Origin of the sequence: Xanthomonas euroxanthea (genome assembly GCF_903989455.1) — a bacterium.
Taxonomy (GTDB): domain Bacteria; phylum Pseudomonadota; class Gammaproteobacteria; order Xanthomonadales; family Xanthomonadaceae; genus Xanthomonas; species Xanthomonas euroxanthea.
Window position 1 is genome coordinate 86,357 of record NZ_LR861803.1, and the last position, 24,631, is coordinate 110,987.

Annotated in this window: 23 protein-coding genes and 1 pseudogene; 10 read left to right on the forward strand and 14 right to left on the reverse strand. The window is 68.4% G+C overall.

All coding sequences use genetic code 11. The features are described from left to right. Positions 1-468: 468 nt before the first annotated feature. Positions 469-1,746: a pectate lyase family protein gene (locus H7A86_RS00340; RefSeq protein ID WP_119130048.1), complete on the forward strand. Its 1,278-nt coding sequence runs from the start codon at positions 469-471 to the stop codon at positions 1,744-1,746. Between the two features lie 151 nt (positions 1,747-1,897). Here H7A86_RS00340 and H7A86_RS00345 read toward each other — a convergent pair whose 3' ends face one another. Then, positions 1,898-2,305, reverse strand: a complete 408-nt coding sequence (locus tag H7A86_RS00345) for a DoxX family protein (RefSeq protein WP_119130049.1) — start codon at positions 2,303-2,305, stop codon at positions 1,898-1,900. A gap of 92 nt (positions 2,306-2,397) precedes the next feature. Here H7A86_RS00345 and H7A86_RS00350 point away from each other — a divergent pair, with 92 nt between their 5' ends. Beyond that, on the forward strand, positions 2,398-2,775 hold the full coding sequence (locus H7A86_RS00350) for a winged helix-turn-helix transcriptional regulator (protein WP_119130050.1): 378 nt from the start codon (positions 2,398-2,400) through the stop codon (positions 2,773-2,775). Between the two features lie 309 nt (positions 2,776-3,084). Here H7A86_RS00350 and H7A86_RS00355 read toward each other — a convergent pair whose 3' ends face one another. Next, positions 3,085-3,264 carry a CsbD family protein gene (locus tag H7A86_RS00355; RefSeq protein ID WP_053046117.1) on the reverse strand — a complete coding sequence of 60 codons (180 nt, stop codon included), beginning with the start codon at positions 3,262-3,264 and terminating at the stop codon, positions 3,085-3,087. 213 nt (positions 3,265-3,477) lie between these two features. On the opposite strand from H7A86_RS00355, the gene H7A86_RS00360 reads away from it, so the two are divergent. Continuing rightward, entirely contained in the window at positions 3,478-5,733 is a 2,256-nt protein-coding gene (locus tag H7A86_RS00360; protein WP_119130051.1) for an ATP-binding protein, read from the forward strand. Between the two features lie 70 nt (positions 5,734-5,803). Here the strand turns inward: H7A86_RS00360 and H7A86_RS00365 are convergent, their stop codons facing one another. The 4 genes and pseudogenes from H7A86_RS00365 to H7A86_RS00380 all read right to left on the reverse strand — a co-directional run bounded on the left by H7A86_RS00365 (position 5,804) and on the right by H7A86_RS00380 (position 9,472). After that, on the reverse strand, positions 5,804-6,961 hold the full coding sequence (locus tag H7A86_RS00365; RefSeq protein ID WP_180707978.1) for an HDOD domain-containing protein: 1,158 nt from the start codon (positions 6,959-6,961) through the stop codon (positions 5,804-5,806). Positions 6,962-7,327: 366 nt separating this feature from the next. Further along, on the reverse strand, positions 7,328-7,639 hold the full coding sequence (locus H7A86_RS00370) for a protealysin inhibitor emfourin (RefSeq protein WP_104586106.1): 312 nt from the start codon (positions 7,637-7,639) through the stop codon (positions 7,328-7,330). Further along, positions 7,636-8,705, reverse strand: a pseudogene (locus tag H7A86_RS00375) (M4 family metallopeptidase). Before H7A86_RS00375 ends, H7A86_RS00370 begins: the two are co-directional and overlap by 4 nt. A 110-nt stretch (positions 8,706-8,815) precedes the next feature. Continuing rightward, entirely contained in the window at positions 8,816-9,472 is a 657-nt protein-coding gene (locus H7A86_RS00380) for an SDR family oxidoreductase (RefSeq protein WP_119130052.1), read from the reverse strand. A 397-nt stretch (positions 9,473-9,869) separates the two neighbouring features. Between H7A86_RS00380 and H7A86_RS00385 the strand changes: the two genes are divergently transcribed. The 4 genes from H7A86_RS00385 (at position 9,870) to H7A86_RS00400 (ending at position 12,619) form a co-directional block, all read left to right on the forward strand. Then, positions 9,870-10,325 (forward strand): NUDIX hydrolase, encoded by a 456-nt coding sequence (locus tag H7A86_RS00385; protein ID WP_119130053.1) that lies wholly within the window; start codon positions 9,870-9,872, stop codon positions 10,323-10,325. 371 nt (positions 10,326-10,696) lie between these two features. After that, positions 10,697-11,773 (forward strand): alpha/beta hydrolase, encoded by a 1,077-nt coding sequence (locus H7A86_RS00390; RefSeq protein WP_180707979.1) that lies wholly within the window; start codon positions 10,697-10,699, stop codon positions 11,771-11,773. A gap of 102 nt (positions 11,774-11,875) precedes the next feature. Further along, positions 11,876-12,274, forward strand: a complete 399-nt coding sequence (locus H7A86_RS00395) for a host attachment family protein (protein ID WP_104586097.1) — start codon at positions 11,876-11,878, stop codon at positions 12,272-12,274. Between the two features lie 21 nt (positions 12,275-12,295). Continuing rightward, the gene (locus H7A86_RS00400) at positions 12,296-12,619 is read left to right on the forward strand and encodes a thioredoxin family protein (RefSeq protein WP_119130054.1); all 324 of its coding nucleotides are present in this window, start codon (positions 12,296-12,298) and stop codon (positions 12,617-12,619) included. An 85-nt stretch (positions 12,620-12,704) separates the two neighbouring features. Here H7A86_RS00400 and H7A86_RS00405 read toward each other — a convergent pair whose 3' ends face one another. Further along, on the reverse strand, positions 12,705-12,905 hold the full coding sequence (locus H7A86_RS00405; protein WP_147421284.1) for a hypothetical protein: 201 nt from the start codon (positions 12,903-12,905) through the stop codon (positions 12,705-12,707). Positions 12,906-12,986: 81 nt separating this feature from the next. Here H7A86_RS00405 and proP point away from each other — a divergent pair, with 81 nt between their 5' ends. Beyond that, positions 12,987-14,477: a glycine betaine/L-proline transporter ProP gene (proP, locus tag H7A86_RS00410; RefSeq protein ID WP_119130055.1), complete on the forward strand. Its 1,491-nt coding sequence runs from the start codon at positions 12,987-12,989 to the stop codon at positions 14,475-14,477. A gap of 129 nt (positions 14,478-14,606) precedes the next feature. Here proP and H7A86_RS00415 read toward each other — a convergent pair whose 3' ends face one another. After that, positions 14,607-15,071 carry an SRPBCC family protein gene (locus H7A86_RS00415; RefSeq protein WP_119130586.1) on the reverse strand — a complete coding sequence of 155 codons (465 nt, stop codon included), beginning with the start codon at positions 15,069-15,071 and terminating at the stop codon, positions 14,607-14,609. A 170-nt stretch (positions 15,072-15,241) separates the two neighbouring features. On the opposite strand from H7A86_RS00415, the gene H7A86_RS00420 reads away from it, so the two are divergent. Next, positions 15,242-16,030 (forward strand): EcsC family protein, encoded by a 789-nt coding sequence (locus H7A86_RS00420; RefSeq protein WP_119130588.1) that lies wholly within the window; start codon positions 15,242-15,244, stop codon positions 16,028-16,030. A 95-nt stretch (positions 16,031-16,125) separates the two neighbouring features. Here the strand turns inward: H7A86_RS00420 and H7A86_RS00425 are convergent, their stop codons facing one another. Further along, complete coding sequence (locus tag H7A86_RS00425) at positions 16,126-16,482, reverse strand: hypothetical protein (protein WP_126941963.1); 357 nt, start codon at positions 16,480-16,482, stop codon at positions 16,126-16,128. 183 nt (positions 16,483-16,665) lie between these two features. Here H7A86_RS00425 and H7A86_RS00430 point away from each other — a divergent pair, with 183 nt between their 5' ends. Then, a complete protein-coding gene (locus tag H7A86_RS00430; protein WP_119130056.1) occupies positions 16,666-17,310 on the forward strand; it encodes a DUF938 domain-containing protein in 645 nt (214 codons plus the stop codon). Between the two features lie 127 nt (positions 17,311-17,437). On the opposite strand, the gene H7A86_RS00435 is transcribed toward H7A86_RS00430, so the two are convergent. The 5 genes from H7A86_RS00435 to H7A86_RS00455 are packed head-to-tail and all read right to left on the reverse strand — an operon-like array spanning position 17,438 to position 24,601. Continuing rightward, complete coding sequence (locus tag H7A86_RS00435; protein ID WP_119130057.1) at positions 17,438-19,198, reverse strand: carboxypeptidase regulatory-like domain-containing protein; 1,761 nt, start codon at positions 19,196-19,198, stop codon at positions 17,438-17,440. Further along, positions 19,195-21,471, reverse strand: coding sequence for a hypothetical protein (locus tag H7A86_RS00440; protein ID WP_180707980.1), 2,277 nt, complete (start codon positions 21,469-21,471; stop codon positions 19,195-19,197). Before H7A86_RS00440 ends, H7A86_RS00435 begins: the two co-directional genes overlap by 4 nt. Next, positions 21,468-22,655 (reverse strand): BatA domain-containing protein, encoded by a 1,188-nt coding sequence (locus tag H7A86_RS00445; protein WP_119130059.1) that lies wholly within the window; start codon positions 22,653-22,655, stop codon positions 21,468-21,470. The genes H7A86_RS00440 and H7A86_RS00445 overlap by 4 nt, the downstream gene beginning before the upstream one ends. 43 nt (positions 22,656-22,698) lie before the next feature. Next, positions 22,699-23,595, reverse strand: coding sequence for a DUF58 domain-containing protein (locus tag H7A86_RS00450; RefSeq protein ID WP_119130590.1), 897 nt, complete (start codon positions 23,593-23,595; stop codon positions 22,699-22,701). Between the two features lie 13 nt (positions 23,596-23,608). Then, positions 23,609-24,601, reverse strand: coding sequence for an AAA family ATPase (locus H7A86_RS00455; RefSeq protein ID WP_119130060.1), 993 nt, complete (start codon positions 24,599-24,601; stop codon positions 23,609-23,611). Positions 24,602-24,631 lie beyond the last annotated feature (30 nt).

The following is a 24,631-nucleotide window of genomic DNA, read 5'->3' on the forward strand; positions in this document are numbered from 1 at the left end:
GCGTCCGATAGGTGCATGACCCAGCGCGAGCGGCAGGCCGGATCAAAAAAACATTGGCGGCGGCTGCGCCAACATCTGTTTCAATAGTCTCTACACCGAAGCTCGGTGCCGATAACCGGGTGAGGCCTGGCCTGTTGAAGCGGTGGCCTGCGCAAATGACGACGTGCTTTGACATTTTTCAAGCCGACACCGCGCCTCTTTCGTCGGTGGCATGACGACTCTGGTGAAGTAGACGCAGGGCGTGCCACCTCATCCTGTCAAGACTCCGTTTCTTGCTCTTCGCTCCCGTTTCCTCGGGTTCTCTTTGAGCGAGGACGACTCTGACGCGCAACGGGGACCCAACGCGAGAATTTCCCTAGTGTTCCGACAGGCAGCGACGGCAAACGTGAGTCACTCGGCTCGCCGCCGATTGCCAGTCAGACGCAATCGCCCCCCCACAACACAGCGCCCCCAGCGCAAAGGTTCTTCATGATCGATGTCATCAAGCGGCAAATCTTCTCAAGACGTTCGGTCATGGGACCCGTGTTTTCCACCGTCATGCTATTGGCTGGAACGACAACCGCGGCACTGGCAAGCGAGCCGGTCGGCTTCGGCGCGGGAACCACCGGAGGCACGGGGGGCGAGGTGGTCGATGTATCGACGCCAGCAGAGCTTAAGGACGCTCTGTGCCAGCGTTACCAGGGCGCTAACTGCATAGACGATACGCCTCGCATCATCCGGTTGAATACAGTCATCGACTTCAGGGGAACGGAGGGAACCATTTCCGGAAAGGGCTGCGTTTACTCTGACAGACAATGCGTGGGGCCGACCGGAAAACAGGAAAAGATTCTGGATGTGCTCGGATACTGTGGCACTGGTCCAACGTTCCCGATGACCTATGACAGCGCAGCAGCATCGGCGTTGCTGGTGGGTTCGAACAAGACGGTGATCGGTATTGGGGCGTCGGCGGGGATCAAGGGCAAAGGCTTGACGATGACCGGGGGCGTGTCAAACATCATTGTGCGGAACCTGTCGATCACCGATATCAATGAGGGCATCGTCTTTGCTGGCGATGCGATCACCGTCGATAACGCAAGCAGCATCTGGATCGACCATAACGCGTTCGCACGGATTGGCCGACAGATGATTGTGACGGGCTGGGGAGCCGCTAAAGCGATGACCATCTCCAACAACACGTTTGATGGCGAAACCGCGTATGGGCATTACTGCAATGGTCGAAGTTCCTGGATCCTGCTGTTGAACGGAGATGCGGAAGAAATCACCCTGGTGGCAAATCACTTCCGCGCCACCGCAGGGCGCTCTCCGGAAATGGGCACGCCAGCGGGAGGCACTGGCGGCGTCATTCATCTGGTGAACAATCTTTACACCTCAAACTTTTATATTGGCGCTTCTGCGACAACGACAGTCAGCCTGCTGATGGAGGGTAATTACTTCACTCCTGGAGGCGAGTTCTTCGTGCCTATCACGGACACACCTGGCGATCTCGTTTTCGCACCATTAGATGAGAACGTGTCCTCCACGGGGTCGCTTTGCTCACAGATGCTAGGCCGCTCCTGTGTGACCAGTTACACCGAAACTGGTCATGCAGCGTTTTTCCTGAACACTAAAGTGATGGAAAATATTTCGGGCAATGCGACCTGGAAGAATGCGATAGGCAGCGTCAGGCCGATGATGTCCAACGACGTCGCCAAGTCGGTGGCCGCCAACGCAGGGCCAAGGGTCGATCCGGACAGCGTTAGCAGGTAGCCTCAAGCGGGGGGCGAGACGCACGTGCTCGTCGCCTTGCCCGTGGCTGTGCGCCTGCTTTGCACACCTCGAGTTAGCGCGAGGGTGAGGGTGCTGGCTGGGCCGGGCGCGTTGCAGCGGCCCAGCCGACAGCGCTCAACCAGGCGTCGAATCACTGCAGCATTGCGTGGATGGCCGCTGCCGTCGGCGCATACGGCGACGGCGGCTGGCGCGCGGCGTTTTGCATGCCAAACGAGGCGAGCAGAAAGAGCAGGCCCAGCGCGGCCGGTACCGCACCCTTGGGCTTGCGCACACCCAGATGCGCCATGCCGGATAACAGCAGGTGATAGAACATGCCGGCGTAAGCGAGATCGCTCAGCGCGGTGTTGAAGTGCCACACAATCGCCACCGGGCCCAGGATCTTGATGACGATCATCCAGGGCACCAGCAACGGCGCCGAATAGCCCAGCTCGGCCTGCGCCTTGCGCACGAACTCACCCTTGGCCAGATACATGCAGGCAGAAGCGAGATACAGCAGGCACAGCAGGGCGGTACTGATCCAATAGACAGAGATGCTCATGGTGTTTGCCAGTCAATAAGTAAATGCAACCGGCAATCAGAATGTCGCCTAAGATAGCTATTGAAAAGTAGGATGAATCACTGGGACTTAGTATGAAAAAGCAGACCATTGATACAGGCGAGCCCAATATGCATGAGGAAATGCGCCGTGCATTTGCGCTGCTGTCGGGGAAATGGAAGCTGGAAATCATGTGGCTGCTGAATCAGCGGATGTATCGCTTTGGCGAGCTGCGCGCGGCAATCCCCGGCATCACTCAACACATGCTGACGGCGCAATTGCGCGAGCTGGAAGCAGATGGCCTGGTCACACGCACCGTCTTTGCAGAGGTACCGCCACGCGTGGAATACGCCATCACGCCAAAGGCGCATGGACTGCGGCCAACCATGGAAGCGCTGACCGCGTGGTGGCAACAGTACGGTGACAGCATTGCGAAGCGGCCTGCTACACGCGGGCGCAAGCCAAGCGGTTAGAGACAAGCGGCTGGTCCTTCCGGGCGGGTTCATGACGCAGACCTATTGGCCGGCATGAGCGCGCACCTGTCTCAAGAATCGTTACAGCAGTCTGCGCACAATCCTGGCGATCAGGCTTGTAGATCAACACCTGTCCAGACCCCACAAACGTCAACGCCCCGATCATGTCGGGGCGTTGGTGCGATCTCGCCGAAGTGGGCGTTGCCATTCGCACTGTCGTGCGTTACGGCTGCCGGCCAGTCCACTGCTTCGCCGCGGCGGGCGTGACACCCGCGGGCAATGCAGTCGACGTGGACAGCTTCGATCGACTTACTTGGAGGCGTCGCGCACTTTGTCGGCGACCTGGCCAGCCTTGTTCTGCACCTTGCCGACGTTCTTTTCGGTGGCGCCTTCCAGCTCGGTGCTCTTGTCGCCCGTGACACGGCCGACGGTTTCCTTGATCGAGCCCTTGACCTCTTTCGCGGTGCCTTCGATACGGTTCTTGTCCATGGGTGTGCCTCTTACGGTTGGGGATGTTGGAGGCCAGTCTGGACCCCGGAGGTGTGAGTGCGACGTGGGCATGCCGTCATCCGCGCGTCAGGACGTTTGCTGCTGCGCTGGCGCGTGCGCGGCCTGTGTGCGAGCAGGGCACTGTTCTGCACGTCTTGTTGAGACCGCTGCGTGCCACAATGCGCGCACTTTTTTGCCAGGCAATGCCGTCACGTGAGCACAGTGCGCCCCGCCATCGAGCCCATTGGCCTGGAGTTTCTTGCGGGGGGCGGCGAGATGGGGGCCTTGATGCGCGCCCACGACTGGGCGGCCACGCCGATGGGCGCGCCCGAAACCTGGCCGCAGTCGCTGCGCTCGTCGTTGTCGGTGGTGCTCAATTCCACCCTGCTCGGTGCGGTGCTGTGGGGGCCGGAGCTGCGCCTGTTCTACAACGACGTGTACGTGCAGTCGATGGGCGAGCGTCATCCGCAGGCGCTGGGCCAGCCGGTGACCGAGGTGTGGAAGGAAACCTACGCGCCCATCGCGCAGGCCTTTGCGCGGGTGATGCAGACCGGCGAAGGCTTCGGGCAGGAAGTGATCACCTTGCCGATGCTGCGCAACGGTGTCAGCGAGATGACCTACTGGAATGCCACCGCCTCGCCGATCCGCGGCGAAGACGGCAGCGTGGTGGGGTTGATGAATATCGCCATCGAAACCACCGCGCAGGTGGCAGACGCGCGCAACCGCGACCTCCAGCACGCGCTGCTGAGCGACGAAAACACGCACCTGGTGCACGAGGTGGTCAACCGCACCAGCGAGCGCGATCGTGCGCTGGAGGCCGAAACCGTGGCGCGCCGCAATGCCGAGCGGGTGCAGCTGGCGCTGGCGGCCGGGGCGATCATCGGCACCTGGATCTGGGACCTGCCCACCGACGCGTTTTCGGTGGATGAGGCCTTTGCGCAGAACTTCGGCTTCGATCCGTCCAGCAGCCGCAACGGCCTGACACTGGAACAGGTGATCCGGACGGTGCACCCGGACGACCGCGAGGGGCTGCGCGCGGCCATCGGCGAGGCCCTCGCCCGCGGCGGTGCGTACGCGCACCAGTACCGGGTCAAACGGCGCGACGGAAAGTACTACTGGCTGGAAGCCAATGGCCGGGTCGAAAAGGGCGCCGATGGCACGCCGCTGCGCTTTCCCGGTGTGCTGCTGGACATCGAGGCGCGCCATGCGCTGTCGGAAGAGCGCGACCGCGCGCTGGCAGCACTGCGCGAGCTGAGCGACACGCTGGAGCAGCGGGTCACCGAGCGCACGCGCGAGCTGATGACGGTGGAAGAAGCGCTGCGCCAGTCGCAGAAGATGGAAGCGGTGGGGCAGCTCACCGGCGGGCTGGCGCACGACTTCAACAACCTGCTGGCGGGCATCTCCGGCGCGCTGGAGCTGATGAGCCTGCGCATCGAGCAAGGCCGCTTCCGCGACCTGGAGCGCTACGTGGCCACCGCGCAGGGCGCCACCACGCGCGCGGCTGCGCTGACGCACCGCTTGCTGGCGTTTGCGCGGCGGCAGACGCTGTTGCCCAAGCCCACCAACGTCAACCGGCTGGTGGTGGACATGCTGGAGCTGATCCAGCGCACGGTGGGCCCGGGGATCTGCGTGGAAAACGTCGTCGCCGCCGAACTGTGGCTGGCGCTGGTGGACGCGCCGCAGCTGGAGAATGCGCTGCTCAACCTGTGCATCAACGCGCGCGATGCGATGCCCAACGGCGGGCGCGTGCGCGTGCAGACCAGCAACCGCCGGATCGACCGCGAGATGGGCCAGCAACTGGGCATGCCGGAAGGCCACTACCTGTCGCTGTGCGTGAGCGATACCGGCACCGGCATGCCGCCGGAGGTGGTGGCGCGCGCGTTCGATCCGTTCTTCACCACCAAGCCGATCGGCGAAGGCACCGGGTTGGGCCTGTCGATGATCTACGGGTTTGCCAAGCAATCCGGCGGGCAGGTGCGCATCCACTCGGAAGTGGGCAAGGGCTCGACGGTGTGCATCTACCTGCCGCGGCACGCCGGTGCCGATGACAGCAGCGATGGCAGCACCGCCGCGCTGGAACTGGCGCCCTCGCTGGCCGGTGAAACGGTGTTGATCGTGGACGACGAACCCTCCATCCGCCTGCTGTTCACCGAGGTGCTGGAAGAGCTGGGCTACACCGTGCTGGAGGCCGGCGACAGCGCCGCGGGGCTGGGCATCCTGCAGTCGCCGGTGCGGATCGACCTGCTGATCAGCGACGTGGGCCTGCCCGGCGGCATGAACGGCCGGCAGATGGCCGACGCCGCGCGCGTGGGCCGGCCCAACCTCAAGGTGTTGTTCGTCACCGGTTTTGCCGAACACGCGCAATTGAACGACGGCCACCTGGAACCGGGCATGGCGGTACTGGCCAAGCCCTTCAGCGTGAGCGTGCTCGCCACGCGGGTGAAGGAGATGATCGCCAGCGAGTGCTGAGTGGTGCGGTGCTGTGCAGGCGTTTGCCTGCGTGCGTGCGTGTGCCCGGCCTGCGGCGACCGCGCCGGCCTCACTCCACGCTGGCGGCGACCAGCCGCTGCCATAGCGCGGCATTGGCCGCGTGGTCCGGCTCCAGCGTGGACAGCACGCTCAGTGCATGTTCCTGCTGCTCGGCGCCGTGGCGGGCGAGCATGGCCAGCGCGGCGGCCAGCCGGCCGTACCGCAGCGCCATGCCGAGCGAGCTGGTGAGCAGGGTGGGGTCGTGCCCGGGGCGTTGCTCGTCCAGCGCGGTGCCCAGCGCGGCGGGCAGCTCCCAGGTGGTGGCGATGGTCTTGGCGACGGCGGCGGTATGGCGCTCGACCAGCACGGCGGCCACCTCCAGGCTATAGGGCACGCTGGGGCGCTCGGCGTAGGCATCGCGCAGCACGCGCAGGATCACCACCGCACCCAGGCCTTGCAGCAGGCCGGCCAGCTGCGCCGCCAAGGTATCGCCGGCGCGCTCGCGCATGTAGGCAGCCGCGGCGGCGGCGGTCCGCAGGGCGTAATCCCATACCGCGGCCGGCAGGCGCGCGTAGAGGCCGCCCTCCAGGCTCAGCACCGGCTGCATGACGGCGGCAGCGACGATCTGGCGCACGCCCTCGGTGCCGATATGCACCACGGCCCGCTCCAGGCTTTCCAGCGGACCGCCCTGCGGGCGGTACAGCGCGCTGTTGGCGATGCGCAACAGGTTGGCGGCCAGCGCCGGGTCCTGCGCGATGATCGCGGCGATGCCGCGGCCGGAGGCATCCGGGTCGTTGACCGCGCGCATCAGCTGCGGCAACAACTGCGGGCGGCGTGGCAACAGCTGCGGGCGCAGGTCGACATGGGCGAGCGCAGCGCCGACCGCATCCAGCACCGCGGCCTGGGCCGGGTCGGTGGGCAGGCGGCCCTCGGCCAGCGACGGGTTGGACATCACTGCGGCATACATGCGGCGCAGCAGCGGCTGCATCGGCGGCGGCCCGCACAGCAGCGGGTGGGGTGTAGCCGCGCGCTGCGCCTGTGCCTGCCCGTGCGTGTGCACGGCCGCGGCCGCGGGCGCCGCGGGTGCGTCCTGCAGGCCGGTGTCGGTGGCGACAGGCGCGGCCGCAGCGCTGGCGCTGCGCGCACGTTGGCGCAGCAGCAGCCATGCGATGACGCCGGCCAGTCCCAGGCCGGCAAGCAGTCCGGCAGCAAGCAGCAACACAATCACGGAGGTCCAGGGGTCGTCTGATCGGTGCAGCGACTATCCGCGAAGCCGCTGTTCACGGCAATGCAGGCGTGCGTGGCGCGCGGTGCAGGCAGACCCGCACACCGGCACTGCCATGCTGCACTGCGGGGATGAGCGGCGTGTCTTCCCGTTGACCACTGCGCTGCACGTGGCGCTAACGCAGCAGGCAGCACTATGCGTCACCAGCTGTGCAGCCCTAGAGCATCTAGGCAGCTTAAAGGGTGCAGGCATCCGCAGTTGGACCATTTTCGATACGAAGACACCGCGCATGGCGCGGTGTCTGCGTTTGTGCACGGGGACGGGCACACGCGCGCGATGTCACAGGCGGTGCATCACGGCATTACCGCGCTACAGCGTGCCCTGTTTCCACAGCCGTACGATCGCGGCCGGTGCATGTTCTTCGGGGATGCGCAGCGGCTCGCTGGCGCCGTCCCAGGCAATGCTGAAATAGCGGCGATCGCCACCACCGGCCTGCGGGCGCGGCAGCGCATGCGCCAGGCACTGGTCCAGCACGCTGCGCAGCTGCAGGCGCTGGGCATCGTCCAGCTCATCCATCACCAGCTGCCGTTCGCGCCGCATGGCGGGGAAGGCGGCCACCCCGCCTTCGCGGGCCAGCCGCAAGGTCACGCCTGCCTCCACCGGCGGACGTTGTGCACTCATGTGAGCACGCCCACGTCGCGCCAGGCCTGTTGCACCGCGGTTGCCTCGGCACTGCTGGCGCCGTGGTCCGCACCGGCGATGCGGACGGTGAGCGCGGCAAAGGTCGCGAAGTCCGCGCCGGCGGCCAGTTCGCCGCCGGTGAGCGCGCGGTACCAGATGCGGCCGGTCTTCTCCCATGCGTAACCACCGATGGCCACGGCAGCGCGATAGAACGCGTGGTTGGGAATGCCGGAGTTGTAGTGCACGCCGCCATCGTCCTCCTGGGTGTCGACAAAGCCGTCCATGCTGGCCGGTTGCGGATCCTTGCCCAGCGCCGGGTCGTCGTAGGCCGTGCCGGGCGCGCGCATCGAGCGCAGGCCCACCCCGTTGATGCCGGGCATCAGCAAGCCGGCGCCGATGATCCAGTCCGCCTCGCTGGCCTGCTGCTGCAATGTGTACTGCTTGATCAACACGCCGAACACATCCGACAGCGACTCGTTCAAGGCACCGGACTGGTCCTGGTAGATCAGGTTGGCGGTGCGCTCGGTGACGCCGTGGGTCAGCTCGTGGCCCACCACGTCGATGGCGATGGTGAAGCGGTTGAAGATTTCGCCGTCGCCATCGCCGAACACCATCTGCTCGCCGTTCCAGAAGGCGTTGTCGTAGCCACGCTCGTAATGCACGGTGCCGATCAACGGCATGCCGTCGCCGTCGATGGAATTGCGCGCGTACACGGTCTGGAAGAAGGCGTGCGTGGCGCCGAGATAGTCGTAGGCCTCGGTCACTGCCACATCGTCGGTGGCGGCGGCGCCTTCGGCACGGACCAGGGTGCCGGGCAGTGCGGTGCCTTGCTGCGCGTCGTAGATCTGCCGCTGCACTGCTTGCTCAGTGGGCGTGTCCGCCGCATCGGCGGCCGGCGGCCGGGTGCGTGCAAGCAGGCCGAGCGCGCGCTGCTGCCGCAGCTGGGCGGTGATCTGCCGGGACAGCCGCGCGCACTGCCGCGCACGCTCGGGTGCGGCCTGGCCACATGGTCCAGCAGATACGGCGGCAGAATGCCGGCACGGCGCGGCGTGACAAATGCAGACATGAGCGACCTCCACAATGGGCTGCGCCCGGGACTATGCCGAGGCCGGCTTTAGGAATTCGTTAGCCTGGCCCACTGTGCGCCCTGCGCAGGCATCGCGATAGGCCTGGCGTTCATTCCAGCTGCGACAAGGCCTGCTGGATCGGTGTCCGCCCGTCGATGAAGCCCACCGTCTTGCCGATGATGGCCGGCAGCGCCAATGCCGCTGCAATGACCTGCGCGACGTTGGCGCGCGACACGCCGCCATCGGCATCGCTGCCCGGATCGCGGGTGATGCGGCCCGAGGGCGGATCTTGCGTGAGGCGCCCCGGCCCCAGCACGGTCCAGTCCAGCGGGGTGTTGCGCAGGTGCGCATCGGCCGCGGCCTTGGCCTGCGCGTAGGCGAAGAAGGCATCGTCCGGGCCGATGCCGTGTTCCAGCCCGGCACCGAGATAGGACACCATCACGTAACGGCGTACGCGTGCCTGCTCGGCGGCCTGCATCGAGCGGATCGCCGCATCGCGGTCCACCGCGTAGGTGCGCGCGGCATCGCCGCCACCGGCGCCGGCCGACCACACCACCGCATCGTGGCCGGCCAGCTGCGCGGCGATGGCGTCGGTGTCGGCCTGTTCGATATCGAACAGCTGCGGGGTGGCGCCGTCAGCAATCACATCGTCTGCGTGCGCAGGATTGCGAAACAGCGCGGTGACCGAATGCCCGCCGCGCACCAGCAGCGGCGTCAGCAGACGCGCGACCTTGCCATGGCCGCCGATCAACACGATACGAGACATCTCAACCTCCAAGACGGCGCGCCATTGCGGCGCGGACTGCACGCATCCTCGCCAACAGGGCGCTAAGGCAGCGTTATCGGCCGCGCAGGCGTATGGCCAAACGCTGTTTCCCGGCATGCGGTGCGTGGAGGTCCGGATGCGATGGGGCGGTGACGCACGCAGTGCAGCGGCATTGCGACCACCCTGCGCATCACGCAACCATCCGCAGGCGATGCACTGCACCGATCCTGCGGCATCGCGCAGCGGCGCTGGCATCTCTCGGCTGTCGCTACCAGCGTGCAAGGCGCAGATGCAAGGTAGACCGTCGCCCACGATCCTCTCGGTCAACCCGTTGCCGATCATCGGGATGGCGCCTGCCTGCCACACATCTGGGACACTACGGCGCCACACCTTCGGGATGCCTATGTCCAGTTCAATCGATAGCGATCTTCGTCCACGCGTCGGATGCGGCGCGTTCATCCGCCGCGCCGATGGCCGCTTGTTGCTGGTGCAGCGCGGGCGTGCGCCCGAGCAAGGCCATTGGGGCCTGCCCGGCGGCAAGGTGGACTGGATGGAAACGGTGGAACATGCCGTGGTGCGCGAAGTGCTGGAAGAAACCGGCCTGCACGTGCAGCTGCAGGCCGTGCTGTGCATCGTCAGCTACTTCGAGCCGGACCTGGCGCCGCCGCAGCATTGGGTCGCGCCGGTGTATCTGGCCGCGATCCAGGGCAGCGAGCACGCCGTGCGGCGCGAGCCCGAGGCGATTGCCGACATCGGCTGGTTTGCGCTGGACGCGCTGCCGTCGCCGCTGACCACCTCCACGTTGCAGGCGTTGCAGCATCTGCCAACTGCGGCGTCGGCACCTGCCGCCTGAGTGCGATGCATCGATGCCGCTGGACCCGGTGCCGGCGGCGATGCACCGGCCTGCGCAGTGTTGGTGCTGATGCTTGCAGCAACGCGATGTTCGCGCGGATGCAGGGCGACGCGTGCGCTGCCTGCGATGCCGACCGCTTGCGTACGTTTGATGCGGTGGCCTGATTGCGCGCTGCAATGTGCGTAGTCGCCGCATTTGCGTTACATCGCGTCGTTACATGCAACGTGCGTGTCTGCACGACTTCCAGCACATCATCTGCGCTGTCTGCTGGCGCTATCCTCGCCGGTTCGACTTGCCTGGGAGGGCACCGCATGACACGTCATTGGTTGAACAAAACGCTAGCGCTCACGTTGGCCTGCACCGCGTGCAGCATGCACGCAACCGCCGCCGAGCCGGCCATACCGGCCACCGCATCCACCCCGGATGGCATCCGGCACGTGCCTGCATTCAACCTGCCGGTGTCGGAGTTTCTGAGCCCGGCTGCACGTGCGCATATGGCCAAGGGGGTGGCCCGCGCCGATCCGTTGGACAAGGCCGACAACGCCACCTTGCTCAAGCAACTGCCGGGCATCCGTGCCGACACCGAACGGTGGGCCAAGGGCGTGATTGCGCAGCTGCGCACGCGCTACGCGGTGGAGATCACGCCGGAGACCTGGAACGGCGTGCCGGTGCTGCGGGTGGAGCCGCGCACGCGCACACCCGAGCAGGCCAGGCGCATGTTGATCGAACTGCATGGCGGTAGCTTCGTGATGGGCAGCGCCGCCTCGTTCGGGTTGATGGAGGCCATTCCGCTGGCGGCAATGACCGGCATGACGGTGGTCGCGGTGGATTACCGGATGGGCCCCGAGCACCAGTTCCCGGCCGCCAGCGAGGACGTGGCGGCGGTGTATCGCGCCGCGCTCAAGACCTACGCGCCCGAGCGCATCGGCTTGTTCGGGTGTTCGGCCGGCGGCGTGCTCACCGGCGAATCGCTGGCATGGTTCGCCAAGGAAAAGTTGCCGATGCCGGCAGCGGCCGGGCTGTTCTGCGCCGCAGGCGATGCACGCTACCGCGGCGATTCGCGCATCGTGGTGGCGGCAGTGAACGATGCCTTGTTGCCGGACAAGGCTGGTGCGTTGCCGATCTGGGAAGACCTGTACTACGGCGACAACGTGGACTTCCACGACCCGCTGGTGTCGCCGGTGTTTTCCGATGCGGTGCTGCAGCAGTTCCCGCCAACGCTGTTTCTGACCGCCACGCGTGCGGCCGAGCTGAGCAATGCCGCCTACACGCATGCGCGCCTGGTGGACCTGGGCCGTGAATCGGATCTGCATGTGTGGGACGGGCTGGGCCACGCCTTCCACCTCACCAACGCGCTGCCGGAAAGCCAGCAGGCGCTGCGGGTGGCCGCGCGTTTCTTCAGCAAGCACCTGGGCCTGCCGCCACCGACGCTGGCCGCGCCACGCTAACGCCACGCTGACACCGGCTAGGCGCGGTGCTTACATCCTCTGACCTAGGTTGAGACCGACTGGCGTTGCACATGCAACGCCGCTGTTGATCAGGAGAATCGAATGAGTCTGCAAATTCCTCAGGGTGCGTTGGTGGTGGTGGCCGATGGCGGCGAAGCACGCTGGTTCACCAATACCGGCAACGAAGCCAACGTGGTGCTGCGCCAGCACGCGCGCACCGATGTGCAGAACGTCGACGACGATGGCCCGGCCGGCAAGGCGCCGCAGGATCTCAGCGAGGCGGACATGGACGAGATGACCTTTGCCAAGCAGCTCTCGCATGCCCTGAACGATGGCGCGCTGAAGCACGAGTACACGCATCTGGTCTTGGTGGCCGACCCGACCACGCTGGGCCGCGTGCGCCCGCTGCTGCACAAGGAAACCCAGCAGCGCCTGGTGGGCGACCTGGCCAAGGACCTGACCAACCTGCCGCTGGAAGACATCCAGCGCGCATTGTCGTAAGCACAGCGGAGCGGCGAGACGATGGGGTTTGTTCGCGACTACGCCACCCAGGCGCCCGAACGTAGCGAGGTGGATGCACAGGCCGGGCTGCAGGTGCTGGAGTTCGGCACCGACTGGTGCGGCCACTGCATCGCCGCGCAGCCGCTGCTGCAGAAGTTGCTGGGTGGCGTTGCGGCGCTGGACTACCGCAAGGTCGAAGATGGAAAAGGGCGGCCCCTGGGCCGCTCGTTTCGCGTCAAATTATGGCCAACCATCATCCTGCTGCGCGACGGCGTGGAAGTTGCACGCGCCGTGCGCCCGCAGACGCGCGAAGACCTGCAGCCGCTGCTGTCGCAGCTGGGCTAGGCGCCGGTCTAGCTCGCAACGCGCCTGATCGATGGCTCGCCATGGCATGCAGATGCCCTGCGCATCGATGACGCGATGCAGGCGCTCATTGCGCCAGATGCCTTGAAACAAGCGGGTTTTCGCCATCTGGCGGCATCACGCCTGCAGCGACCTGCGCGCTGTAGTACCATAGCGGGCTGATCAAGCCCTTGGGCATTGCCCATCCCTTGGTCGTCTGTCCCGCAGCGTCGCTGAGTTCACGCGGCCGTCCGGGAATGCCTCCGGCGTCATCCAGTGCCTGTGCCATTGCCATGCCTGACTGATGCGCCGTGTCCTGTGCGTTGCCAGGGCGAGTGGGCAGCGATGGCCGCACCTGGAGACACGACATATGCACGATACGCGCGCAATTGCCTCGCACTTCGGTTGGTTCAAGCGCCGCCGCCAACTGCAACTGGACGAGGTCACGGTGGTGGATCGCGGCATGCTGCGCAAGGCCGTGGGCGCCGCCGCATTGGGTAATGCGATGGAGTGGTTCGACTTCGGCGTGTACGGCTATCTGGCGGTGACGTTGGGGCAGGTGTTCTTTCCGGCCAGCAATCCCACCGCGCAGTTGATCGCCACCTTTGCCACGTTCACCGTTGCGTTTCTGGTGCGGCCGATCGGCGGGCTGGTGTTCGGCCCGCTCGGCGACCGCTACGGGCGGCAGAAGGTGCTGGCGGCGACCATGATCCTGATGGCGCTGGGCACCTTCAGCATCGGCCTGATTCCGTCCTACGCCAAGATCGGCCTGTGGGCACCGGCGCTGCTGTTGCTGGCCCGGCTGCTGCAGGGGTTTTCCACCGGTGGCGAATACGGTGGCGCGGCCACCTTCATTGCCGAATACGCCACCGACCGCAATCGCGGATTGATGGGCAGCTGGCTGGAATTCGGCACCCTGGGCGGCTACATCGCCGGTGCGGCCACGGTGACGGCGCTGCACATGACCGTGACCCCGGCGCAGATGCTCGACTGGGGCTGGCGGGTGCCGTTCCTGATTGCCGGCCCGCTGGGGCTGCTGGGCCTGTACATGCGCATGAAGCTGGAAGAAACCCCGGCGTTTCGCGCCTATGCCGAGCAATCCGAACAACGCGAACGGGAAACCGCCGCGCAGGGCCTGCTGACCATGCTGCGCCTGCATTGGCCGCAGCTGCTCAAGTGCGTGGGCCTGGTGCTGGTCTTCAACGTCACCGACTACATGCTGCTGACCTACATGCCCAGCTACCTCAGCGTCACCATGGGCTATGCCGAGAGCAAGGGCCTGTTGCTGATCATCCTGGTGATGCTGGTGATGATGCCGCTCAACATCGTCGGCGGCCTGTTCAGCGACAGGCTGGGGCGCCGGCCGATGATCATCGGTGCCTGCATCGCGCTGTTCGCGCTGGCCATCCCCTGCCTGCTGCTGATCGGCAGCGGCCACGACGGGCTGATCTTCGCCGGCCTGATGCTGCTCGGCCTGGCGCTGGTGTGCTTCACCAGTTCGATGCCGTCCACGCTGCCGGCGCTGTTCTACACGCCGGTGCGCTACAGCGCGTTGTCTATCGCGTTCAACGTGTCGGTGTCGCTGTTCGGTGGCACCACGCCGCTGGTGACGGCCTGGTTGGTGGAGCGCAGCGGCGACCCGCTGGTGCCGGCCTACTACTTGATGGGCGCGGCGGCGATCGGCCTGGTGACCATGCTGTTCGTGCGCGAAACCGCCGGCCTGCCGCTGCGTGGCTCGCCGCCGGCGGTGGCCAGCGATGCCGAGGCACGCGCCTTGCTGCGCGCCGACAGCCCGGTGACGGTGGATGCGCAGCTGCCCGGCAGCACGGCGCCGTCCATCGGCGCGGCACGCACGGCGTAGGCGGGCTCGGGGCGCGCGGCCGGGCCGTCACCGGCCCGCCTGTGCGGTTGGCACGCACGGCCGGGTGGTCCGGCGCAGCGGTGGCGACCGTGCAGCCGCCCTGCCGCCGGGTGCCTGCAGTTGCCGCCGCTAGCGCGGCGCGCGGCCGTGCGCCGCGGGGTCGCGCATATCGGCAGAGGGCATGCCTTGGCCGGTTTCCACATAGCGTTTGAGGCTGCTGCCCAGGAAGAAGCGCCAGCCGCGGACGCAGGCGTCCCTGCAGGGCGAGTCGCGATAGCCGGAGTGTGCGAACTCCACCTGCGTGCCCTGGCTGGTGGAATGCAGATCGAAGCGCATCACCGTGCCCTCCCAGGCATCGGTGTCGAGCATGTTGGAGGCGTGGCAGCGCCACAGCACCAGGCGGTAGTCGGCGCCGTCGTCGATGCTCAGCTCCACCCGCCAGCCCTGCCGGCTCCACTCCAGCCGCACCCGGTTCCCGACCAGGCTTACCTCACGCGTCCACCAGCAGGCCAGCTGCATGGGCTCGGACAACGCGACGCAGACCACTTCCGGTGCGGCCGCGATGACGATGCTGTGGCGGATCTCACGATTCATCTGACCAGCATTGGCTGCCTGATCCCGATGATCGCGCATTTTGCCGGCCGATTGCAGAATGCTTTTTCCTGACTGCCGGGTTCGCTCGTCCGGCGCTCACATGGCGCTGGGTACCATCGGCGCGAGCCCAACAACGAAGAGCAGGCATGACGACGCTTCCGATGACGGTGATGGACGTTGCCGCGCAACGCGATCTGGCCACCGCGCACGCGCTGCTGGAAAACCCCGGTGTGGCAGCCCAGCTGGCCAATGCGTTGGGCGCACCGATCGAGAACCTGATGACCCGGCGGCTGCCGAAACTGGTCACCCGCAGCATCGATGGCGTCACCCGCCGCGCGCTGCAGGTGGCGATGAAATCGGCATTACTGAGCCTGCGTGGCAGCACCGATGCGCAGCAGCCTGCGTCCACCGCACGCCACACCATGGCGGTGGCCGTCGCCGGTGGCGCGGGTGGATTCTTCGGCCTGCCCGGCCTGCTGGTGGAGCTGCCGGTGACCACCACGGTGATGTTGCGCTCCATCGCCGATATCGCCCGTTCCGAGGGCGAATCGCTGCACGATCCGGAGACCGCGCTGGCCTGCCTGGAAGTGCTGGCGCATGGCGGGCGCAGTGTCGGCGACGACGGCGCCGAATCGGGCTACTTCGCGGTGCGCGCGGCGATGGCGCAACAACTCAGCGCCGCGGCGCATTACGTTGCCGCGCACGGGTTTGCCAGCAAGGGCGCGCCGGTGCTGGTATCGCTGGTGTCGCGTGTTGCGGCCAAGTTCTCGGTCAATGTCGGCGAAAAACTCGCCGTGCAGGCCGTGCCGCTGGTCGGAGCGGTCAGCGGCGCCACGCTCAATACGGTGTTCATGCGCCACTTCCAGGCAATGGCGCGCGGGCACTTCATCGTGCGCCGCCTGGAGCGACGGTATGGCCAGGATGCGGTGCGGCGTGCGTATGAGAAATTGACCAGCTAAACGGTGATAAGGCACCGGACCCGCAAGGATGGGGACAGATCCTTGCGATCCGGTGCCACTTTCAGCTGATCAGCAGACGATGTTCCTGCCTGGGTTCAGAGCGGTTGCGGTGTACAGAGTGCGCGCGCGCTAGCCGAGCCGATGAACTGATTGTTGGCGTCGCTCACCATGACATTGGCGGTGATGAACGTACTGCTGCGTGGGCAGTAAAAGTTGCAGTCCACGCTGTTGGTGCAATTTCTGGGGAAAATGGCGCCAGCAGTATTGTTGAAACTCCATGCATATTTGAATGGCGCCGGCGATCCCGGGCTGTCTACGCCTGCCCAGCAATAATCACTGCCGGTGCAGTCGAGTATGACAGTTGAAGCTTGTGCATTTGCACTCGGTGCGGCGGAAAGACTCGCAACAACCGCCAGGAAACTCGTGGTCAAAAAAGCAACGGCCTTGTTCATGCATATTTCCTCTGGAGTATGTCCCCGCGCCATCATGCACAAGCGGTGGCGAGACATTTGGGATGGTTATCGCTAAATCGATGGACTGCACCTGCGTGTCAGCCACCAAGCAAAGGATGAGCTCGTTGGAGGTTTTGCATCCATACTGTCGGGATGTCCTGACGTTTTCTCTGGATGCTTCTCATGACCAAGCCGTTCTCACCTGCCTCCGCACGCAACCGCGACCCGATCCTGGAGGTGCTGCAACGACACGTTGCCGACCGTCGCAATGTCTTGGAAATCGGTGCGGGAACCGGGCAGCACGCGGTGCACTTTGCGGCGGCGATGCCGTGGCTGCGCTGGCAGGCCAGCGACCATGCCGATCATCTGCCGGGAATGAGCCAGTGGCTGGACGAGGCGGCACTGCCGAACACGCCGCCACCGATTGCATTGCAGGCGGTGCTGACACCGACGCCCGGCCTGGCGCCCACACCACCATTGCCGCCCGCGCGGGCCGGTGTGCCTGCCGGCTATGACGCGGTCTACAGCGCCAACACCTTGCACATCATGGGCTGGCCGCAGGTGCAAGCGTTGTTTGCGGGGTTGCCGGCGGTGATGGCGCCGGATGCGCTGCTGGTGGTGTATGGGCCGTTCAACCGCGGTGGCCAATTCACCAGCCAGAGCAATCGCGCGTTCGACGCGATGCTGCGCGAACGCGATCCCGCATCGGGCATTCGCGATGCCGAAGCGGTGGATGCACTGGCGGCGTCGCTGGGCTTGCAGTTGATCGACGACGTGGCGTTGCCGGCGAACAACTGTTGCCGGGTGTGGTCGCGTCAGTCGCGTTGATGGGTGTCGCCGATGGTCTGCCGATGTTGCAGCACCGCTGCTTCCCAACTCAATGCATTTCAAGTGCGACTGTCTGAAAGCAGCACCGCACGCGATCTTGCGCTGATGTGGCCGTGCACTGCCGCAGTCAGCGCCGGCGTCGTTCCAGCCACCACAGTGCTGCGGCCAGCGTGAGCCAGGCCAGCAGCCAGGGCCAGCGGGTACCGGGTAGCGATGTAGGCGTGCCGATGCCTGCGCGCGCGTCGATGGCGGCCATCGCAGCGGTGGCGTCGCGGGTTTGCTGGCTGTACAGCGCGGAGGCATCGCCGGGCGCGCGCACATAGAGCCAGCGCTGTTGTGTGCCGGTCTGCAGGCGATGCCAGCCTGCGCTGGTCGGCCAGTAGCCGGCGCAGGCCCGGGCGCCGCTGGCGGCATCGATCAGCAGCGCCTGGGAGCGACCGGTGGGGTCGGTGACATGCGCGTCTGCGGCGACACCGCACAGCGCCATGCGTTGGTGCGACCAGCCTGTCTGCACCGCAGCGGGCGCCGTGCCGCCGGCGCGGGCGACCGCACCGAACAGCTGCGCCCATAGCGCGGCATGCAGGTCGCTGCGGCCGGCCAGCACCAGGGCGAAGCTGTCTTCGACCAGGCCGATGCCGATGCGGCCGCGGCCTTGCTGGCGCCACCAGCCCAACGCGCTGCCGTCGTCTGCGCGTGCGGCAATCACCGCGTCGGCGTCCTGCGCTTGCAGCTCGCGGCGCTGCAGCGGCGGCAGGGGCGTGGCGTTGGCCGCCGCTGCGGCCGGATCAATGGCGCCGGGCGCTGCCAGCGCCAGCGGCGCGGCGACTGCGGCGCTGCTGCTGCCGCCTGTCACCGCCAGGCCCAGCGCGCCGAGCGCGGCGCGGGCGGCCGCATCCACGGGGCCGTCGGTGCGGACCAGCACGCCCAGGCCGCGGCCGATCGCAGCGCGCAGGCCCTGGCGCTGCGCGTTGCCCAGGGCCTGCAGGCGGCGCTGGTCGATGACCAGCAGGTCCAGCGTGTCCAGGCTGGCTGCGTCCAGGGCGGCCACCTCGCCCAGCTGCATGCCGGGTCCGACGGTGATCTGGCTGCGCACCTGCATGCCGGCATCGCTGGCCCAGCGGCGCAGGTATTTCAGGTCCGGCTGCGGGGCGCCGGCCAGCACCAGCACGCGTGCGGACGGCACCGCGGCGATCAGCACCGGCACCGGCACGCGGCCGCGTTCTGCGCCTGCGGCATCGCGCAGGCGCAGTGCGAACAGCACCTGCCCGGGTGCGCGCGCCAGGCCACGCAGCTGCACCTGGCCGCGCGCATCGGCGGCAGCGGTGTCGACTACCTGCCCGGCGGGATCCAGCAGCTCCACCCGCGCGCCCGGCAGGCCCTGCACGCGCGCGCTGACCGCGATGCGTTCGCCGGGTGCGACCGGGGGCGGCGTGGAGACGGCGACCAGGCCTGCCGGCGCCGGGGTCAGCGCCAGCCGCACCGGGATGCGCAGGGTGTCGCGGTCGCGTGCGGGCAGGCCGCTGCCATGCACGACCAGCGCGGTGGTGCCGGGCGCACGGCGCAACGCGGTGGCCAGATCCGGCATGCGAGTCACGCCTGGCAAGGCGAGCGCCTCGGGCAGCGCGACCCACGGCGCGGCAGTGGGGCGAACCTGATCCGCCTGGGTGCCGGCGGTGGCGACATGCAGCTCGCTCGCACTGCCGGCGCGCGGCGGTGGCAGTAGCATCGGGTAGAGCAGGCCGGCGAGCAGCGGCTGGGCGGCGAGCAACAGCCACAGCCGCAAGCGCGCATGGGGCTGCCGCGCGTGCGCGCGCAGCAGCCGCCACCAGCTCAGCAGCACCAGCAGCAGCAAGGCACTGCCGACCAGCCAGGGCAGCGAAAGCGTCATGGTGGCGACTCCTGGCGCAGGGCATCCAGATAACGCTGGCCGCGCGCGTCCGGCGCGGGGCGCCGGCGAACCGGGGCCGGCGGGGCAACGAGCGTGCGCCAGACCTGGGCGCGCAGCTGGGCGCGGCAGCTGGCGCAGTCCGGTTCGGCGCGCAGGGTTTCCACCGCGGCGGCCAGGCCCAGCGGATCGGGCAGGCGGTCCTGCCGGGTCTGCAGCCACTGCGCGTAGCGGGCCAGGGTGGCGTCCGGGACCGGCGCCTGTTCGCCCAGCGCGTCCCATAGCTGCAGCGCGGACGGATCCGGATCCGGGCGGGTGTCCAGGCCGGCGGCGCGGTCGCCCAGGCCGGCGCGGTCGCCGCTCAGGCGGCGGCCGGGGTCGATCGGCGGCAACTGCGTGCCGACCCGCGCCAGGTAGATGCGTTCGGCCTGCTGCACCTGCTTGATGAAGCCCAGCGCCTTGTTGGCAAACGGCAGGGCGCGTTCGGGGTGGCCCTGGCGCAGCTCGCCCTCGGACTGCCACATCTGGTCCAGCGCGGCGCGCAGCAACGCGCGGGTCTGCGGGTCGAGCAGGGTGGCAGCTTCGGCATGGTCGTGGGTGTGCCCGAACTCGGACAGCACATCCTGCGCCTGGCCGAAGCCGTGGCGTTCGGGCCCGCCGTCGCCGTGCGCATGGTCGTGGTCGTCCAGCGCGGCGGCGCCGGCCTCGGATGCGGCTGCGTGGTCATGGTCGTGCGCGTCATGCCCGTGTTCGTCCCGGGCGGGCGCGGGCGCCGCCGCCGCAGGGGCGGCCGGTGCATCCGCGGTGGGCATGTCGGCGGTGGGCAGATCGTCGGCCGGGGCGTCGCTGGTTGGCGGGGCGTCGGCGGTCGGCGGGCCCTTGGGCGCACCTTCGCTCTCTTCGCCCAGGAACTGGCCGTAGCGCAGCCGCAGCAGCCGCTGGTCCACGCCGATGGCGTCGGCGCGCTTGAGGTAGCTGGCCGCGTCCAGGCGCGGTTTTTCCTTCAGCAGTGCCTCGGCGTCGATGATGATCTGGCGCTGGCTGCGGAAGTAGGCCGGCAAGGTCTGCTTGATGCTGGCCTCCAGGCCGGCGGCCATGGTCTGCTCCGGCGGTGGCCAGCGCAGGATCACGCTGGCGCTGCGGCCTTCCTGCGGGCCGGGCTGGCGGGTGTCGTGGACGATGAGCTGGGCGATCAGGTCGTCGCCGGCCGCCATGCCCAGCGCCTGCGGCTGCAGCGTGGTGGAAAAGCCGCGCTGCCTGGCCGGGCCGCTGCCGCCGAGCGTGCGGCGCTGGGTGGTGAAGGTGATGTTCTCGCCGCTGCCCTGGGCCAGGGTCAGGCGCAGCTCGGCGCTGGCGGCCACCGCGTAGTCGTCGCTGGCCTCGAAGCGCAGCGTCCAGCCGCCATTGGAGGGCGTCCACAGCACCAGGCTCTGTTCGGGCGCCAGCACGCGCACCTGCGGCGGGCGGTCCGGCAGCACGTCGAGGCGGTGCAGCCGGCGGTCGGCCGGCGCGCCATCGATGAGGATGCGGTACAGGCTGGCGCGCTCGGCGATCCACTGGCCCTGCCAGTGATCGGTAGTGCCCTGCCGGGCCAGCGCGACGCTGCGTCCGTCGGTCAGCCGCAGCGCCACGCTGCGCGGCGCCGGGTTGACCTGTAGCTGCCAGTGCAGCCGGGTGCCGGCCGGCACGCGCGCATCCAGGCCGGGCAGGCGGGTGGGCGGCAGGCCGGTGTAGGCGGGCGGGGTGCTGTGCAGCCGGGCCTGACCCAGCGTGGGGGCGCCGGTGTTGGCACCGGCGGCGGCGATCCGGTCCTTGCCTGCCGTGGGCCGGTGGACGGAGTGCGGCCACAGCAGCACGGCGGCGCAGGCGAGCAGGCCGGGCAGGCTCCACGGCCAGCCGCGCCGCCAGGGCCAGGCCGGGCGCAGGTCGCGCGGCGTGCTGCGCAGGCGTTGTTCCAGGCGCTGGCGTTGCAGGGCCTGCAACGGACCGAGCTGCCCGGGCGGGGCGAACAGCAGGTCGCTGCTGTCTTCCAGATCCGCATCGCGATCCAGCCGGCGGACCAGCCAGGTCTGGTCCAGCCGGCGTGCTGCCAGCAGCGCCACGCCGATCAGCACCAGCAGGCCCAGAAGCAGCAACGGCAGGATCGCCGGCTGCGCACCGGCGCGCCAGGCCAGCAGCGCCGGCAGCACGGCCAGCGGCAGCCCGCACAGCAATACGCCTGCGGCCTGCCGCCGTCGCGCGGCCTGCCATGCGCGGTGCAGGGCAGGCGTGCTCATGCCGCGGTGCCCCGGCGCGGCGCGGTGGCCAGCCAGCGTTCGACCGCAAACAGCAGCAGCACCAGGCCGATCAGCCACGGCGCCAGCGGTCGGGGGGCATTGGCCAGGCGGATGGCGGGGCCGCGTTGCGGCTGCTGGGTCTGCGCCAGCGCGCGCTGCGGTGCGGGTACCGACTGCAGCGCGTTGTGCAGGCGGGTGGGAAAATCGGCCTCCAGCAGCGCCGGCAGCTGCTGCGGCTGCAGCGGCGCGGCCCAGCGCAGCAGGCGACCGCGGCCCACAGCGCTGGCATCGATCAGCGGGGTGCCGTGTGCATCCTGCAGCAGCGGTTGCAGCGGGCCGGCGAGTGCGTGCGGGGCCGGCGTCTGCGCCGCGAGCAGCAGTTGCCCGCCGGCGGCGACCCAGGCGATGACCGGCGCCGGCGGTGGCCGCTGCGACAGCCAGGCCACCACCGTGCCGGCCGGCCAGCGTGCCGGCGCGGCGTCCGCGGGCGTGCCCACCGGCAGTGCGCCGGGCAGTGCCCAGGCGGCATGGACGGCGCGCAGATAACGCAGGGCCGGATCGGCGGGAGCGTCGGCGATGGCCTGCAGCCGCAACGGCGCGACGGCCGCCACAGCGACAGCTGGCGACTGGCCGGGCAGCACCTGCCAGCGCACCTCGCGCGACAGCTGCAGGCGTTGCGCATCCAGCGGCCCCCACTGGCTGGGCACGATCACGCTGAGCGCGGTGTCAGGTGACAGGCTGGCATCGAGTTCGCGCAGCAGGCTGCCGACCGGCGGCGCGGTGCCGGCGGGCGTGGCGGGTGGGCGTGCCGCATCGGCAGCGATCGGCGGGAAGCCCGGCGCCAGCCAGACCCACTGCGCGTTGGCCGCGTGGGTGAGTGCCCGGGCGGCGGCCAGATCCACGCCGGGGCTGACCGCGATGCGCGGGCGCGCCTGCCGGTGCTCGCGCAACGCCGGCTCGGCCAGCAGCAGCGCCACGGCGGCCAGCAACAGCAGGCGCACCAGCAGCAGCGGCCATTCGTCGAAACGCACGCGGTGCCGGGGGCGCGGCAGCGCGCGCAGCCAGCGCAGTGCGGCAAAGTCGGTGGGGCGGTGTTCGCTGCGTCGGGCCAGATGGATCAGCAACGGCAGCAGCAACGCGGCCAACGCGGCCAGGCCGGCGGGGAACAGCAGGAGCAGGTTCACCGCTGCGCCCCCTCAGCCGCGGCGGTCGCGTCGGTGCGCCGGCTCATCGCCGCGCACCGTGCGCAAACAACGCGCGCAATGCCGCATCCGGTGGCGCATCCAGATAATGCACCGCGTGCGCAATGCCGGCGGCCTGCCAGCGCGCCTGCAGCGCGCGCTGGGCCGCGCCGAAGCGTTGCAGATACGCCGCGCGCATCGCGGCGCCATCGCCAAGCAGTTCTTCGCCGGTTTCCGGGTCGCGGAAGCGATGCCCGCCGTTGAAAGGGAAGTCGCGTTCGTCGCAGGTCAGCACCTGCAGCTGCATCACCTCGCGGCGTGCGGCGGCGAGTTTTTCCAGGGCGCCGAGCAGTTCTTCGTCGAAGCCGTCGCCAATCGACAGCACCAGGGTGTGTGCGGCAATGCGTTCCCATAGCGGACGCACTGCGTCCATGCCCGGCCAGCGCCCACCGGCGCGCAGCCCGTGCAGGGCCAGCCAGAGCCGGTCGCGCTGGCGCGGCCCGCCAGCGGCTGGCACGGCGACCAGGCCACCGCCATGCACGGCGAACAGGCCGACCTGGTCGCCCTGGCGCAGCGCGACGTCGGCAGCGCACGCGGCCAGGGTCGCCATCGCCTGCAGGCGCGTGTAGTGCGGGCGCGCCTGATCGGCCTGGCCGGCGGAGGCGGTGGCATCGAGCAACACCCACAGCGTCAGCGGACTTTCGCGCTCTGCTTCGCGCACGAAGAAGCGGTCCGAGCGGGCGTAGAGCTTCCAGTCGATCTGGCGCAGTGCATCGCCGGGTTCGTACGCGCGGTATTGCGAGAATTCCAGCCCGGCGCCGCGGCTGCGGCTGGCGTGCTGGCCGATGCCCTGCGCGCCCTGCGCCTGCCGCGCGCGCAGCTGCAGGCCGCGCAGGCGGCTGCGCAGCTCGGCAGGAAGCAGTGCCGGCACGTCCTCGCTCACGTTGCCGCGCGCCTCACGCCGGGAACGGCACGGCGCGCAGCAGCGCGGCGACCACATCGTCGGCGCTGCGTTGTTCGGCCTCGGCGGCGAACGACAGCAACAGGCGATGGCGCATCACCGGCGCGGCCAGCGCGACGACGTCCTCGCGGGTGGCGGCAAGGCGGCCGTGCAACAACGCACGCGCCTTGGCCGCCAGCACCAGCGATTGCCCGGCGCGCGGGCCGGCGCCCCATTTGATCCATTGGCGCACCTCCTCGCTGGCCTGCGGGCCGGGGCGGCTGGCCCGCACCAGGCGATTGATCCAGGTCAGCAGGTCCGCGCCCACATGCACGTGCCGCACCTGTTGCTGCAGCGCCAGCACGCTGTCGGCATCCATCACCCTGGGCACCTGCGCACTGGTGGTGCCGGTGGTCTGGGTGAGGATGTCGCGCTCTTCCTGCTCGCTGGGGTAATCCACCCGCACATGCAGCAGGAAGCGGTCCAGCTGCGCTTCCGGCAACGGATAGGTGCCGGCCTGTTCGATCGGGTTCTGCGTGGCCAGCACGAAGAACGGCGCCGGCAACGCATAGGTGGTGCCGGCATAACTCACCGTGCGCTCGCTCATCGCCTCCAGCAGCGCGGCCTGGGTCTTGGGCGGGGTGCGATTGAGCTCGTCGGCCAGCAGCAGGTTGGTGAAGATCGGGCCCTGCTGGAACCGGAACTGCCGATGCCCGGTGCCATGCTCCTCTTCCAGCAGCTCGGTGCCGAGGATGTCGCTGGGCATCAGGTCGGGGGTGAACTGCACGCGGCGGAACTGCAGCTCCAGCGCCTGCCCCAGCGAGCGCACCAGCAGCGTCTTGCCCAGGCCGGGCGCGCCTTCCAGCAGGCAGTGGCCGCCGGCCAGCAGGCCGATCAGCAGTTGCTCCACCACCGCGTCCTGGCCCACCACCGCCTGGGCCAGGGCCGCACGCAGCGCGCCGAGTTGGGAGAGCTGTGCGGTGAGGATGTCGTCGCTGGGGGAAGTCATTGGGGGATGTCTCGTTGTCTGGCTGCTGGC